15 protein-coding genes and 1 tRNA gene are annotated in these 13,678 nt (G+C 68.3%); 9 read left to right on the forward strand and 7 right to left on the reverse strand.

The annotated features are described in order from the left end of the window. Position 1: 1 nt before the first annotated feature. Together GBRO_RS12080 and GBRO_RS12085 are read right to left on the reverse strand one after the other, a co-directional pair. Entirely contained in the window at positions 2–775 is a 774-nt protein-coding gene (locus GBRO_RS12080) for an LLM class F420-dependent oxidoreductase (protein ID WP_012834226.1), read from the reverse strand. A 55-nt stretch (positions 776–830) separates the two neighbouring features. Next, positions 831–1,889 carry a nucleoside hydrolase gene (locus tag GBRO_RS12085; protein ID WP_052298399.1) on the reverse strand — a complete coding sequence of 353 codons (1,059 nt, stop codon included), beginning with the start codon at positions 1,887–1,889 and terminating at the stop codon, positions 831–833. Positions 1,890–1,964: 75 nt separating this feature from the next. Here GBRO_RS12085 and GBRO_RS12090 point away from each other — a divergent pair, with 75 nt between their 5' ends. Then, a complete protein-coding gene (locus GBRO_RS12090; RefSeq protein ID WP_012834228.1) occupies positions 1,965–2,888 on the forward strand; it encodes a mechanosensitive ion channel family protein in 924 nt (307 codons plus the stop codon). Between the two features lie 74 nt (positions 2,889–2,962). On the opposite strand, the gene GBRO_RS12095 is transcribed toward GBRO_RS12090, so the two are convergent. Continuing rightward, a tRNA-Leu gene (locus GBRO_RS12095) sits at positions 2,963–3,048 on the reverse strand. An 89-nt stretch (positions 3,049–3,137) separates the two neighbouring features. Between GBRO_RS12095 and GBRO_RS12100 the strand changes: the two genes are divergently transcribed. Both GBRO_RS12100 and GBRO_RS12105 read left to right on the forward strand, forming a co-directional pair. Next, a complete protein-coding gene (locus tag GBRO_RS12100) occupies positions 3,138–4,484 on the forward strand; it encodes a M20/M25/M40 family metallo-hydrolase (RefSeq protein ID WP_012834229.1) in 1,347 nt (448 codons plus the stop codon). Positions 4,485–4,554: 70 nt separating this feature from the next. Beyond that, on the forward strand, positions 4,555–5,100 hold the full coding sequence (locus tag GBRO_RS12105; RefSeq protein WP_012834230.1) for a YbhB/YbcL family Raf kinase inhibitor-like protein: 546 nt from the start codon (positions 4,555–4,557) through the stop codon (positions 5,098–5,100). A gap of 130 nt (positions 5,101–5,230) precedes the next feature. Here the strand turns inward: GBRO_RS12105 and GBRO_RS12110 are convergent, their stop codons facing one another. From GBRO_RS12110 to GBRO_RS12120, 3 genes are read right to left on the reverse strand one after another with little or no spacing between them, the layout of a single operon-like run. Next, complete coding sequence (locus GBRO_RS12110; protein ID WP_012834231.1) at positions 5,231–6,358, reverse strand: quinone-dependent dihydroorotate dehydrogenase; 1,128 nt, start codon at positions 6,356–6,358, stop codon at positions 5,231–5,233. Next, on the reverse strand, positions 6,352–6,633 hold the full coding sequence (locus GBRO_RS12115) for a DUF5703 family protein (protein WP_012834232.1): 282 nt from the start codon (positions 6,631–6,633) through the stop codon (positions 6,352–6,354). The genes GBRO_RS12110 and GBRO_RS12115 overlap by 7 nt, the downstream gene beginning before the upstream one ends. A 2-nt stretch (positions 6,634–6,635) precedes the next feature. Then, positions 6,636–7,751 (reverse strand): YncE family protein, encoded by a 1,116-nt coding sequence (locus GBRO_RS12120; RefSeq protein ID WP_227892885.1) that lies wholly within the window; start codon positions 7,749–7,751, stop codon positions 6,636–6,638. A 106-nt stretch (positions 7,752–7,857) separates the two neighbouring features. On the opposite strand from GBRO_RS12120, the gene GBRO_RS12125 reads away from it, so the two are divergent. Genes GBRO_RS12125 through GBRO_RS12150 form a run of 6 tightly spaced genes read left to right on the forward strand, consistent with a single transcriptional unit; the run spans position 7,858 to position 12,784 of the window. Further along, positions 7,858–8,700 carry an undecaprenyl-diphosphate phosphatase gene (locus tag GBRO_RS12125; RefSeq protein ID WP_012834234.1) on the forward strand — a complete coding sequence of 281 codons (843 nt, stop codon included), beginning with the start codon at positions 7,858–7,860 and terminating at the stop codon, positions 8,698–8,700. A gap of 33 nt (positions 8,701–8,733) precedes the next feature. After that, a complete protein-coding gene (locus GBRO_RS12130) occupies positions 8,734–9,519 on the forward strand; it encodes an MSMEG_4193 family putative phosphomutase (protein WP_012834235.1) in 786 nt (261 codons plus the stop codon). A 28-nt stretch (positions 9,520–9,547) separates the two neighbouring features. After that, on the forward strand, positions 9,548–10,264 hold the full coding sequence (locus tag GBRO_RS12135) for a DUF3090 domain-containing protein (RefSeq protein WP_012834236.1): 717 nt from the start codon (positions 9,548–9,550) through the stop codon (positions 10,262–10,264). Positions 10,265–10,298: 34 nt separating this feature from the next. After that, the gene (locus tag GBRO_RS12140) at positions 10,299–11,144 is read left to right on the forward strand and encodes an SCO1664 family protein (protein ID WP_012834237.1); all 846 of its coding nucleotides are present in this window, start codon (positions 10,299–10,301) and stop codon (positions 11,142–11,144) included. A 42-nt stretch (positions 11,145–11,186) separates the two neighbouring features. Continuing rightward, positions 11,187–12,428: a cysteine--1-D-myo-inosityl 2-amino-2-deoxy-alpha-D-glucopyranoside ligase gene (mshC, locus tag GBRO_RS12145; protein ID WP_012834238.1), complete on the forward strand. Its 1,242-nt coding sequence runs from the start codon at positions 11,187–11,189 to the stop codon at positions 12,426–12,428. A gap of 47 nt (positions 12,429–12,475) precedes the next feature. Next, positions 12,476–12,784, forward strand: a complete 309-nt coding sequence (locus tag GBRO_RS12150) for a hypothetical protein (RefSeq protein WP_012834239.1) — start codon at positions 12,476–12,478, stop codon at positions 12,782–12,784. 3 nt (positions 12,785–12,787) lie between these two features. Here the strand turns inward: GBRO_RS12150 and GBRO_RS12155 are convergent, their stop codons facing one another. Then, a complete protein-coding gene (locus GBRO_RS12155) occupies positions 12,788–13,669 on the reverse strand; it encodes a PAC2 family protein (RefSeq protein WP_041919871.1) in 882 nt (293 codons plus the stop codon). Between the last annotated feature and the right edge of the window lie 9 nt (positions 13,670–13,678).

Consider the following 13,678-nt stretch of genomic DNA (forward strand, 5'->3'; position numbering starts at 1 on the left):
GCTATCTGCCCCTCGGGGTCGTACCCGGCGAGTTCCTCGGCATCCCGGCGACCTTCGAACCGCTCACCGCGGCCGCGGCGAAGTTCGATCTCGCCTTCACCGCCGTCGACGTCACCGCCACCGGTGAGTTGACCATCGCGCTGGAGTACGCGACCGATTCCGGGGCACAGATCAGGTTGGACTCGTCGGCGTACTGGGCCACCAGCCGCAGCGTCTTGCGTTCACCACCACCGCCGATCATCACCGGGACACGGCCCAGCGGTGCGGGGGAGTTGATGGCGTCGTGGACCCGATACCACTTGCCGTCCAGGCTCGGTCGCTCCGAACGCAACATCCCCAGGACGATGACGAGGGCTTCCTCGAGCTTCTCGAATCGGTCGGTGAAGGTGCCGAATTCGTAGCCGAGCGCATCATGTTCGAGTTCGAACCAGCCGGCACCGATCCCGAGCTGGGCGCGCCCCTCGGACACGACGTCCAACGCGGTGACCGTCTTGGCCAACAGTGTGGGGTTTCGGTAGGTGTTGCCGGTGACCAGTGCCGAGAGACGCGCCCGCGAGGTGTGCTGGGCCAACGCGGCGAGCAGCGTGTAGCACTCGATCATCTCCTGGTCGGGGGTACCGAGGATGGGGAGTTGGTAGAAGTGGTCCATCACCAGGATGGTGTCGAAACCGGCGGTCTCGGCGTCGACGGCCTGGCGGGTGATGGCGGGGAAGAGGCGTTCTGGTTCGACGCCCGGGTAGGTGAAATTGGGGATCTGATATCCGAGTCGGGTCACGTCGACGACGGTACGCCGGAGATCACGCGTCGTCCGGCCGAATCGGCGGCCGGCCTCACGGCGTTCGGTGGGATGACGAAGTCGACTCGGGCATCACGGTTTTCGCGAAGGCGCCGATCCGCTCGAGGAGTTCGTCGAAGACCGCGTCCACATCCGTCGCGGTGGCGATCCGTGCGTTGGGTGCGCCCGGGGTCATCGATCGTTCGTCGGCGACGGTCATCCCACGGGTGTGCGTGCCGGTCAGTTCCACCGCCACCCGCGCCCCCACGGTGGTGACGATGTCCGGGGCGATGGCGACAATCGCCGCGAAGGGATCGTGCATGTGCGCGATGTACCCCTCGTCGTGGAGATCATGGAATTCGAAGTAGAACCGCACCGCGTCCGTGAGATGGCGGACGACGGGGTTGTCGGCCACCGAGCGCAGGCCCGGTTCGTCGCCGGGATCCGGGTACTCCAGCGGTGTGCTGCCCGCGGCGGCGGCCAGCCGCACCAGGTGATCGGGTGTCATGGCGATCGTCTCGGTCAGATCCAGGGCGCAGACGATCGGCGCCGGTGCGTCCCCGATACCGAAGGCGTCGAAGACCTCCGCGGCGGCCTCCGGGTCCACCGCGACGTTCCATTCCGCCACCGGCGTGGTGTTGCCGTGGGTGTGAAATGCCCCACCCATGATGACGAGGCGGCGCAGCAGCGACGGTAATTGCGGATCTCGCCGGACGGCGGTGGCCAGCGAGGTCAGTGGCCCGGTCACCAGGCCCACCAACTCGCCCGGGTGCGCGCGGGCGGCGTCGATCCACGCGTCGGCCGCCCCGATCGGGCTCGCAGGTGCGGTGGCCGCGGGGAGTTCGGCATATCCGACGCCGAGCGGACCGTGGGTGTCCTCGGTGGTCATCAGCGGTACCGACAGCGGGGTGGGCGATCCCACGTGGACCGGTATCTCCGACCGGCCGCACATGGCCAACCACGCGAGATTGTTGGCGACGACCACGTCGACGGGGACGTTGCCGGCGGTCGATGCCACGCCGACGAGGTCCACATCACGCCGGGCGAGCAGGTACAGCAGGGCGAGAGAGTCGTCGATGCCGGTGTCGCAATCGAAGAAGAGTCGCTGGGTCACCACACCATTGTCGCCAATGGTGATCCGCGCCGGTCCGGGTGGACATCATCATCGAGATACGTACGGTGGGGACACATGACGACTCACCCTTTTGCTTTCGAATGGACGGAAACAAATCGCGAGTGGTTCATCGAGAATCCGATCCGGATCGCCGCGTACGTCCTCGTCGCCCTCATCGTCCGATATGTCCTGCACCGCATGATCGACCGCGCGACACGACGCCCACGACCCGCCGGTGTCGGCGCATCGACGTCGAAACCCGCGCTCATCCGGCATCTGCGTGAGCGCTCACCGTCGTCCCGCAACCCGGACGTGGCCGAACGCCGCGCCCAGCGGGCCCGCACGATCGGGTCGGTACTGAAGTCGACGGTTTCGATCATCCTGCTCGTCTGGGTGGTCCTGTCGGTGCTCAGTGTGCTCGGCGTCAACATCGCACCGTTCATCGCCTCGGCCGGAATCGTCGGTCTGGCAGTCGGTTTCGGCGCCCAGAACCTGGTGCGCGACTTCGTGACCGGAGTGTTCATGCTGCTCGAGGACCAGTACGGCGTGGGCGACATCGTCGATCTCGGCGAGGCCATCGGCGAGGTGGAGAGCGTGGGCCTGCGGGTCACCACGCTGCGCGACGTGGACGGGACGCTGTGGTACGTGCGCAACGGTGAGATCGCCCGGGTCGGCAACATGAGCCAGGAGTTCGCGGTCGCGCGGGTGGACGTACCGGTGTCGCCGGCCGCCGATGTGGACAAGGCACAACACGTCGCCGAGCGGGCCGCGATCGAATCGGCCGAGCGGGATTCCTCCGACATGCTCGGCAGTGTCGACATGCTCGGAGTGCAGGCGGTCGCCGCCGACCAGGTGGTGTTGCGGCTGACCGTCAAGACGCGCGCCAACGCCCAGTGGGCAGTGGCCCGTCGGCTGCGTAGCGACATCCTGCGCGCGTTCGTGGAGAACGACGTGGCCCTGCCGTACCAACCGTGGGCGCAGGCGGCCACCTCCGGCTGAGACCGGTGCGCCGACCCGACCCCGGCGAGCAGAGATGAATCGAGCCCCGATCCATGGGATCGGGGCTCGATCTGTGTCCGAGGGGGGACTTGAACCCCCACGCCCGTTAATAGGGCACTAGCACCTCAAGCTAGCGCGTCTGCCATTCCGCCACTCGGACTTGTCGACTGCGGCGAGCGGGTCGCCACAGCAGCGCGCACAACCATAACCGAGGTTGCCCGGCTAACCCAAATCCCGTAGGAGTGAGGTGTGAGTTCCCAGTCCCACACCGCGCGCGCGGTGGACGAAGTCGTCGATCTGGTGAGCCGGTTGATCCGGTTCGACACCTCCAACACCGGTGAGCCGGAGACCACCCGGGGTGAGGAGGAATGTGCCAAATGGGTGGCCCAGCAACTGGAGGAGGTGGGCTACACCACCCAGTACGTGGAGTCCGGGCAGCCGGGCCGCGGCAACGTGTTCGCCCGGTTACCCGGTCCGCCGGACGCCGATCGGGGGGCGCTGCTGATCCACGCCCACCTCGACGTGGTACCCGCCGAACCGGCCGACTGGAGCGTGCATCCGTTCTCCGGCTCGATCGCCGACGGCTACATCTGGGGCCGCGGCGCGATCGACATGAAGGACATGGCGGGGATGGCACTCGCGCTGGCCCGGCAGTTCAAACGCGACGGAATCGTCCCGCCACGGGAGCTGGTGTTCGCCTTCCTCGCCGACGAGGAGGCCGGCGGGAAATGGGGATCGCACTGGCTGGTGGAGAATCGGCCGGACCTCTTCGAGGGCATCACCGAGGCGGTGGGTGAGGTCGGCGGTTTCTCGTTGACCGTCGACCGCCCGGACGGCACACAGAAGCGTCTGTATCTGGTGGAGACCGCGGAGAAGGGCATCGCGTGGATGCGCCTGAGGGCGAGTGCGACCGCCGGGCACGGGTCGTTTCTGCACGCCGACAACGCGGTCACCGAGGTGGCCGAGGCGGTAGCGCGCATCGGGCGGCACACCTTCCCGCTCGTCATCAGCGACTCGGTGGCCGAATTCCTGGCCGCGGTGTCCGCCGAGACCGGCCTGGATCTTCGCCCGGACGCTCCGGATCTGGAGACCTCGCTGTTCAAACTCGGCAACCTGGCCCGGATCATCGGGGCGACACTGCGCGATACGGCCAACCCCACCATGCTCAAGGCGGGATACAAGGCCAACGTCATCCCGCAGAAGGCGGAGGCGGTCATCGACTGTCGTGTCCTGCCGGGCCGGCAGGCCGCCTTCGAGAAGGAGATCGACGAACTCCTCGGGCCGAACGTGACACGGGAGTGGATCAGCAAACTCGACTCGTACGAGACGACTTTCGACGGGCATCTCGTCGACGCGATGAACGACGCGATACTCGCCCACGACCCGGACGGAAAGACGGTGCCCTACATGCTCTCCGGCGGGACGGATGCAAAGGCGTTCGCCAAGTTGGGAATCCGATGCTTCGGCTTCGCGCCGCTGCAGCTGCCGCCGGAACTGGATTTCGCCGCACTGTTCCACGGGGTGGACGAGCGGGTGCCCGTGGATGCACTTCTGTTCGGCACCAACGTGTTCGAACACTTCCTGCACAACAGTTGATGCCGGTGTGCCACGGTGGGGAGCACTACTGTGGTGTGGAGATGATTTCTCTACGAGAAAGGTTGACCCGATGCCGAGTTTCGATCCGTACGGTCCGCTGCCGAGCCTGCCCGGTTTCACCCTGACGTCGGACAGCATCAGCGATGGTGCACCTCTGCGCAATCAGCAGGTGAGCGGCATCATGGGAGCGGGTGGCCAAGACCTCTCGCCGCAGCTGAGCTGGTCGGAATTCCCCTCGGACACCAAGAGTTTCGCGGTCACCGTGTATGACCCGGATGCACCGACCGCGTCGGGATTCTGGCACTGGGCAGTCGCCGACATCCCGGTGTCGGTGACCAGCCTGTCCGAGGGGGCCGGCGACGATGACGGCAGTGGCCTGCCCGACAGTGCGGTCACCCTGGCCAACGACGCGTCGGCCAAGCGGTTCATCGGGGCCGCACCGCCGCCCGGGCATGGTCCGCACCGCTACTTCGTGGTGGTCCACGCCGTCGACGTCGAATCACTCGACCTCCCCGAGGGTGCAACCCCGGCCTACCTCGGGTTCAACCTCTTCTCGCACGCGATCGCCCGCGCGAGCATCGTCGGCACCTACGAGCAGCCGTCGGAAGACGTCTGAGGACCGCAACGTCCACGAGGTCCTCATCGGGAATTCGTCGGCCCGGCAGGTTCCCGACGAGGTTCTCGCCGGGATCGTCGACGATGTGTTCCGGCCCCGGTCAGTCTGGCACCGGTCAGTCTGGCACCGGTCAGTCCGTCGCCGGCCGGTTCCCATCCGAACCGACCGCGTCGGCGATGGAGCGTAAGCCTTGTGCCCGAACGCGTTCGGCGAGCCCGGCATGGATCTGCGAAACCCATAGCGGGCCCCCGTAGATGAAGCCGGTGTACCCCTGCAGGAGATCCGCGCCGGCGCAGATCCGCTCCCACGCCTGCTCGGCGGTCTCGATACCGCCGGCGCTGACCAGGGTCACTCGTCCGCCGACGCGTCCGTAGAGGCGGCGTAGGACGGTGAGGGACCGATCACCCAGGGGTGCCCCGGACAGTCCACCCGCCCCCATCGCGGCGACCTCGTCGGCGGGGGTGGTCAGGCCGTCACGGGAGATCGTGGTGTTGGTCGCGACGATCCCGGCCAGACCGAGTTCCACCGCGAGGTCGGCGACGGCGTCGATGTCGTCGTCGGCGAGGTCGGGTGCGATCTTGACCAGCACCGGGACCGACACCTCGGCCTGCACTGCGGCCAGGATCGGCCGCAAAGCGTCGACCGCCTGCAGGTCACGCAGGCCCGGCGTGTTGGGTGAGCTGACGTTGACGACGACGAAGTCGGCGTGCGGCCCGAGCAGGCGCGCCGAGTACCGATAGTCCTCGACGGCATCCTCGACCGGCACCACCTTGGTCTTGCCGATGTTGGCCGCGATCGGGATGCGGACCGGGCCACTGCGCGCTGCGGCGAGATGACCGGCCGCCACGTCGGCGCCTGGATTGTTGAAACCCATCCGGTTGATCAGCGCACGATCGGCGGGCAGGCGGAACAGCCGGGGCGCCGGATTGCCCGGTTGCGCCCGGCCGGTGATGGTACCGATCTCGGCGAAACCGAAACCCAACTGGCCCCAGGCATTGACGGCGTGCGCCGACTTGTCGAAACCCGCCGCCAGCCCGAACGGGGCCGGGAAATCGACCCCGAAGACGCGCTGATGCAACACGGGATCATGTGGCGCAAGGACTTTCGCGGCCATCTGGCGCAGCGGCGTGACCCGGCCGGTGAGGCTGATCGCCCCGAACGCGATGCCGTGGATGCGTTCGGGCGAGAGCAGGAACATCAGTTTGAGCAGCAGGGGATATACCGCGCCGTTCACGGTGTGCAGTGCGCGCCTCAGCATGCCGGTGCATCCCGTTGGCGCGGTGGACGTTTGCGACGCAGCAGAACCTTACGGGTGCCGTCGGAGTAGAGCCGTACCCGCGACAGTTCCCACCCGCCGAACTCGGCTTCGAGGGCAAGTCGCATGGATGCGGTCACCCGCGTGATCTCCGGCGGCAGTCGCAAAAGCACGCACTCGTAATCTTCGGAGGTGACCTCCCAGCCGTCGGGATGGCGGGAACCGATGCGAATCCCCGTGCGGCCCTGGCCGGCCGGACGGCGGCGGCTACCGTGCATCGTCACCGACCCGGCTCGACGGTACCCCGAGGTGTCGCACGCTCGGTGAACGGCTGATAGACCTGCAGACCGCCATCGCGTCCACCGAGGACGTAGACGGTTCCCGCGACGCCGTCGGTGGCCAGGAGATCCGGTTGGGCGGGCGTGGCGAAACGGGTGATCTCTCGTGGTTCACCGTCGGCAAGGTCATAGGCCACCACCTCGTTGTTCCCGGTTGTCGACACCCAGAGCAGGTTTCGGGTGTCGTCGTAGTCTACGGCGTACGGCCCGTCGGGCACGGGATAGCGGAAGCGCATGACCAGCGGTGAGCCGAAGAATCCGATGATCTCGTTGTCGCGGGTGTTGGCCACCAGGACGCGGCCGTAGTGGTCGACGGTGGAGGTGGTGGCCCCGTTTCCGGCGCGCAGCGCGGGTTTGAGGTCTCCGGTGTCGATGTCGACCGGCGTCACCGAGGATTGGGCGCGGTCGAGGACGACGACCTGCTCGGTGGCCAGATCGGCGCCCGGCGGGGACACGGTGATGTCATCGACACGCACGAAGCCGGCGATGTCGCGCTGCTGGCGTAGCTCACGGTCGAAGACCACGACGTGGCCCGTGGCCGTGCCGATCAGGATGCGGCCGTCGGCGGTGACGGCGATCGCTGTGGGCGCATCCACCCCGGTGGGTGTCGATGTCGGGCGTCCCGAGGCGTCGATACGCACCAGGGTGCGCGGTCCCGCGCCGATCACCGACGCGTCGGCGTCCGCGGCGATCACCGTCAGCTCAGGGGTCGGTGTACGGGTGGCGGTCGCCTCAGCGCGGTTCAGGGCAGCGGTCCCGTAGCGCAGGACCTCGGTGCCGGCCGGTCCGAGAATGAACAGGTTGGTGCCGGCGACGGCCATGTCCCGTGCGCCCGCCGGCGCCGCGACGATGGTGCCGGGCGGGGTGCGGACCGGTCCCGGCGGAGACGCGACGGCACTGGCCGGGGTCACCGTCGGCACATCCGGTCGATCGTCGTCCGATGAGCCGCACCCGGCTGCCACCGACACCACCAGGGCGGTCAACAGCAGTGTCGTCAGGACGGACCGGCTGCGGCGGCGTCGCGGTTCGTCGCGATGCGTTCTCCTCGGCACAGGCATGCCCACCATCTTGCGCGAAGCGCGGGTGTGGCCGTCCGGCGGGTTGGCCGCCGCGCCGCGTAGCATCGGGCGCCGTGACTCATGCGTACAGGCCGGGGGGTCCGGCGTGACCGACTCGATGACCTGGGCCCAGTCGATCGTCCTCGGGACGTTGCAGGGCCTCACCGAATTCCTGCCGATCTCGTCGTCGGGGCATCTGCGGATCGCATCCGAGCTGATGTTCGGTGGTGACGCCGGGGCGTCGTTCACGGCGGTCACCCAGCTCGGCACCGAAGCCGCGGTGCTCGTCTTCTTCGCACGCGACATCGTCCGCATCATCGCGGCCTGGTTCCGCGGACTGTTCCACGCCGACGAACGCGGACTCGACTACCGGGTCGGCTGGTATGTGATCTTCGCAACCATTCCGATCGGGCTGATCGGCTTCGTCTTCAAGGATGAGATCCGTACCACCGGGCGCAACCTGTGGCTGGTGGCGACGGTGCTGATCCTGTTCTCCGGGGTGTTCTGGCTGGCCGAGCGGTACGGGGTCAAACGCCGCTCCATGGAGCAGCTGACGTTGCGCGACGGTCTGGTCATGGGCGCGGCACAGTGTCTGGCGCTGGTCCCCGGCGTGTCCCGCTCGGGAGCGACCGCCAGCGCCGGTCTGTTCCTCGGCCTCCAACGCGAGGCCGCCTTCCGCTTCTCCTTCCTGCTGGCCATCCCGGCGGTCACCGCCTCGGGACTCTTCAGCCTCCCGGATGCCTTCTCGCCCAGCGGTGAGGGCATGGAGGCCAGTGGGCCGCAGCTGCTCGTGGCGACCGTGATCGCGTTCGTCGTCGGTTATGCCGCGATCGCCTGGCTGCTGAAGTTCGTCAGCCACCATTCGATGAACTGGTTCGGGCTCTACCGGGTCGCGCTGGGCGTACTCGTGATCGTGCTGCTGTCGACCGGCGTCATCAGCGCCACCTGACCTGTTCGGACCCCCAGCGCCTAGGGTTGAGCCATGACCGTGATTCTCGTCCGGCACGGACGCTCGACGGCCAACACCTCCGGCGTTCTCGCCGGCCGGACGCCGGGCGTTGGTCTCGACGACACCGGTCGCGCCCAGGCGCACGACCTGGTCCGCCGTCTCGGGGTCTGCCTCGACGACATCGACGTGGTGGCGCGTTCGCCGCTGCAGCGCTGCGCCGAGACAGTGGCACCGCTGCTGGCCGCCCTGGGTGCCCGCGACGGTGCGCGTCCGATCCCCGAGGTGGTCGTCGACGATCTGGCCGAGGTCGACTATGGGGGATGGACCAATCGTCCGATCCGCGAGTTGCTCGGCGAACCACTGTGGAAGGTCGTCCAGCAGCAGCCGTCGGCGGCGGTGTTCCCCGACGGGGAGGGCCTGGCCGACGTCCAGGCACGGGCGGTGAGCGCTATCCGGTCGCTCGACCGGATTCACGGCGGCGAGGACGGCTCGGGCGTGTGGGTGGCCTGCTCACACGGCGACGTCATCAAGTCGATCATCGCCGACGCGATGGGTATGCATCTCGACGCGTTCCAGCGCATCGTCGTCGAACCGGCGTCGATCAGTGTGATCCGCTACGGGTCGACGCGCCCCTACGTGCACACGGTGAACAGCACCGAGGTGCTGTCGGTTCCGAAACGCCGGCGGCACGACGGCGACGACGACGCGGTGGTGGGCGGTGCCACCGGCACCGATCGCGACGGATCCGCGCCGCCGGACGCCGCGGCGACGCTCTCCGCCTCGGCCGGGTCTGCGGTACCGGGGACGGGACCGGGATAATGGGAGCGACCACCAAGGAGGTGATGTGATGTCACGCGCGATTCACGTGTTCCGCAGCCCGGACCGCTTCATCGCCGGAACCATCGGCCAGCCGGGCGATCGGACGTTCTACCTCCAGGCCGTGCACGAGACACGCATCGTCAGTGTCATGCTCGAAAAGCAGCAGGTGCAGATCCTGGCCGATCGCATCGGAGCTCTCCTCGAGGAGATCCATCGCCGGTTCGGCACGCCGATACCGCCGGCGACCGATCGGGTGGGGGATCTGAGTCCGCTCGTCATGCCCGTGGACGCGGAGTTCCGGGTCGGCACCATGGGGCTCGGCTGGGATGCCGAGTCCGAGGCCGTGGTGGTCGAACTGCTCGCCATCACCGAGGGGGAGTTCGACGAGAGTGTGGTTCTCGACGACACCGACGAGGGTCCGGATGCGGTGCGGGTGTTTCTGACGACCGAGGCGGCCCGCGAATTCGCGGCGCGCTCGTCGAGGGTGATCTCCGCCGGTCGCCAACCGTGCCCGCTGTGCGGTGACCCACTCGATCCGGACGGCCATCTGTGCGTGCGCACCAATGGCTACCGGCGTGACGCCCAGCTGAGCAAGTCGCTCGACTTCATCGACCCGGATGTCTTCAACAGCCTTGCCGCACAAGGAGATCTGGACCGACTCGAATCCTCCGAGGAATTCGGCGAGGACGATCCGGACGACAACGGACCCGACCCGGACGGTCCCGAGCCGGATTCTCGCGCCTGATGACCGCGAGCCGGCCGGCCGGCGCCCGTCCGTGATGGCGGCCGACATCCTGCGCGACGGAGAACTCGTCATCCTCGGTCGGATACCGTCGGCGAGCAACACCACCCTGGTGTGCGACGCCGTGATCGGCGGTGCTGATCTGAGCGGTGCTGATGCGGACGGGAACGAGCTGCGCTGCGTGTACAAGCCCGTCCGCGGGGAGGTGCCCCTGTGGGACTTCCCGGACGGCACCCTCGCGGGCCGGGAGGTCGCGTCGTACCTGATCTCCGATGCCCTCGGCTGGGGTGTGGTCCCCAAGACCATCCTGCGTGACGGGCCACTGGGTCCCGGGATGGTGCAGCGATGGATCGAGACACCCGACAACACCGAACACCCCGTACCCGAACCGAACCCGCGGGTCGACCTCGTGGACCTCTGTCCCGCCGACACCGTGCCGGTCGGTTACCGGGCGGTGCTGCGGGCGCTTGATCCGCTCGGCGAGCCGGTGGTCCTAGTCCATGCCGACGATCCCCGCCTGCAGCGCATGGCGGTACTCGACGTGGTGCTCAACAACGCCGACCGCAAGGGCGGGCACGTGCTGGAAGGACTCGACGGCGGGGTGTACGGCATCGACCACGGGATCTGCCTGCACGCCGAGGACAAGCTCCGGACCGTGCTGTGGGGGTGGGCGGGTGAGCCGGTACCGGCGCACCTCGTCGCCGACCTGACCGCGCTGGCCGACCGGCTCGAATCCGACGACGCCGATCTCACGATCGCGCTGGCCACCCACATCACCGCCGACGAGATCGACGCACTCACCCTGCGCGTGTTGCTGCTGGCCGAGACCGCGACGATGCCCATGCCGCCGGGCCATCGTCCCATCCCGTGGCCACCGTTCTGATCCCGAGTTCGGGGCGCTGGGCCCGGCCCATACAGTGGAGGCATGCAGTCGTGGCCTGATCCCGAAGTCCCGAAGCTGTCCGGGGACTCGCCGGCGCTCCGTCTCTACGACACGGCCGACCGTGCTGTCCGCCCGGTCGCACCCGGCCCCACGGCCACCCTGTACGTCTGTGGGATCACGCCCTACGACGCGACCCACCTCGGCCACGCGGCCACTTACGTGACCTTCGATCAGGTCAACCGGGTCCTACGCGATCAGGGCCATGACGTGCACTACGTGCAGAACATCACCGACGTCGACGACCCCCTGTTCGAGCGGGCCGAACGCGACGGCGTCGACTGGCGTGAGCTCGGCTCCGAGCAGATCCAGTTGTTCCGCGACGACATGACGGCCCTGCGGGTCCTGCCCCCGCGTGACTACATCGGCGCGATGGAATCGGTCGACGAGGTCATCGAGGCCGTCGAGAAACTCCTGGCGTCGGGCGCGGCGTACGTGGTGGACGATCCGGAGTACCCCGATGTGTACTTCCGCACCGACGCCACCGAGCAGTTCGGCTACGAGTCCGGATACGACCGCGCGACCATGGCGAGGTTCTTCGCCGAGCGTGGCGGCGACCCCGACCGCGCGGGCAAACGCGATCCGCTCGACGCGGTGCTGTGGCGTGCCGCGCGAGACGGCGAACCGTCCTGGGAGGCGCCCTTCGGTCCCGGCCGGCCGGGCTGGCACATCGAGTGCTCGGCCATCGCGCTCAACCGTCTGGGCATCGAGTTCGACATCCAGGGCGGCGGCAACGACCTGATCTTCCCGCACCACGAGTTCTCCGCGGCCCACGGCGAGGCACTCACCGACTCCCGGCGCTTCGCACGGCATTACGTGCACACCGGCATGGTGGGTCTCGACGGCGAGAAGATGTCCAAGAGCCGGGGCAACCTCGTATTCGTGTCGGTGTTGCGGCGCGACGGCGTCGACCCGGCCGCCATCCGGCTGGCGCTGTTGGCCGACCACTACCGGTCCGACCGGATGTGGACCGATGACGTGCTCGCCACCGCCGTCGACCGGCTGCAGCGCTGGCGCACCGCAGCCGCGGCCCCCGCCGGACCGGATGCCGCGCCCACCGTCGCGCGGCTGCGCCAGCACCTCGCCGACGATCTCGACACCCCCAAAGCCCTTGACGCCGTGGATGCCTGGTGCGCCGACGTGCGCACCGGGATCGGTTCGGATCCCGCGGCACCGGCGCAGATCGCGCGGGCGGTGGATGCCCTGCTGGGCGTCGTCATCGCCTGATCCGGCCCGATCCGCCCGAAACGGGGCGCAGTGGGTACAGTTCTCGCGTGGCTCGCGTGCAGGAGATCAAGCCGGACACCGAATCCGGGGTGTGGACCGTCGTCACCCGGACGTCGACATATCTGCTCGACCTGGATGAGAAGACGTTGCTGCGGGCGCCGGGCGTGGGCGGCACCGGTGACGAGGAGTGGACGGTGAGCCGGCTGCGGCGGGATTCCGAGGACATCCCACTGCTCGGCGTGAAGTCGTGCCGGGTGGGGGAGTCCGCACAGTTCTGGGTGCGCGCAGCCGACGATCCCGACGTCCGCACCTGGCGGATCACCACGCCGGTGGTGTCCATCGAGCGAATCGGCTGACCGCTACCCGCCGCCGAAGCTGCCGGGGCCGCGTCGCTTTAGATAGCGCTCGAACTCCGCGGCCAGGGCGTCCCCGTCGATCTTGGCCATCACCTCGTCGGGATCGACCTCGGCGTCACCGCGCTCCTCGAGACCGCGCACGTACTCGGCGATCTCCTCGTCGTCCTCGGTCATCTCGGTGACCGCCCGCTCCCATTCCTCGGCCTGCTCGGGCAGTGTGCCGAGCGGCACCTCGATGTCGAGGACCTCCTCGACCCGGGTGAGCAATGCCACCGTGGCCTTGGGATTGGGTGGCGTGGACACGTAGTGCGGGACCGCGGCCCAGAACGAGACAGCCGGCATCCCGCCCTGGACGAACATGTCCTGCAGCACGCCGGTGATGCCGGTCGGTCCCTCGTAGCGGCTCTCGGTGAGGTTGTAGCGGGCAGCGGACTCGCTGCTGAAGGCGCTGCCGGTGACCGGGACCGGCCGGGTGTGCGGGGTGTCGGCGAGTAGCGCGCCCAGCATCACGGTGGTCTCCACGCCCAGCTGCTCGGCGAGGTCCACGATCTCGGCGCAGAAGCCGCGCCACCGCATATTCGGCTCGATGCCGCGCACGAGTACGATGTCCCGGTCGGCGCCGGCGGGGCTGCAGTACGAGATCGACGTCGTCGGCCAGTCGATACGGCGGGTGACGCCGTCGATCTGCTTGATGGTGGGGCGGTTGACCTGAAAGTCGTAGTAGTCGTCGGAGTCGATGTCGGCGAGCGGCTCGGCGTCCCACATGAGGGCCAGATGCTCGACGGCGCTGCTCGCCGCGTCTCCCGCGTCGTTCCATCCCTCGAACGCCGCGAGCAGGATGGGACGGCGGAGCACGGGAAGGTTCGGCATCTGCTCAGCGTTCACTGAACCAGC

It is taken from the genome of Gordonia bronchialis DSM 43247, from assembly GCF_000024785.1.
In the GTDB taxonomy this organism is placed as follows: domain Bacteria; phylum Actinomycetota; class Actinomycetes; order Mycobacteriales; family Mycobacteriaceae; genus Gordonia; species Gordonia bronchialis.

What these genes read in the sequence shown, in the direction of transcription:
- GBRO_RS12090 (WP_012834228.1), top strand. Translation starts at nt 1,965, where the DNA reads ATGACGACTCACCCTTTTGCTTTCGAATGGACGGAAACAAATCGCGAG.
- GBRO_RS12105 (WP_012834230.1), top strand. Translation starts at nt 4,555, where the DNA reads ATGCCGAGTTTCGATCCGTACGGTCCGCTGCCGAGCCTGCCCGGTTTC.
- GBRO_RS12110 (WP_012834231.1), bottom strand. Translation starts at nt 6,358, where the DNA reads ATGCTGAGGCGCGCACTGCACACCGTGAACGGCGCGGTATATCCCCTG.
- GBRO_RS12115 (WP_012834232.1), bottom strand. Translation starts at nt 6,633, where the DNA reads ATGCACGGTAGCCGCCGCCGTCCGGCCGGCCAGGGCCGCACGGGGATT.
- GBRO_RS12120 (WP_227892885.1), bottom strand. Translation starts at nt 7,751, where the DNA reads ATGCCTGTGCCGAGGAGAACGCATCGCGACGAACCGCGACGCCGCCGC.
- GBRO_RS12130 (WP_012834235.1), top strand. Translation starts at nt 8,734, where the DNA reads ATGACCGTGATTCTCGTCCGGCACGGACGCTCGACGGCCAACACCTCC.
- GBRO_RS12135 (WP_012834236.1), top strand. Translation starts at nt 9,548, where the DNA reads ATGTCACGCGCGATTCACGTGTTCCGCAGCCCGGACCGCTTCATCGCC.
- GBRO_RS12140 (WP_012834237.1), top strand. Translation starts at nt 10,299, where the DNA reads ATGGCGGCCGACATCCTGCGCGACGGAGAACTCGTCATCCTCGGTCGG.
- mshC (WP_012834238.1), top strand. Translation starts at nt 11,187, where the DNA reads ATGCAGTCGTGGCCTGATCCCGAAGTCCCGAAGCTGTCCGGGGACTCG.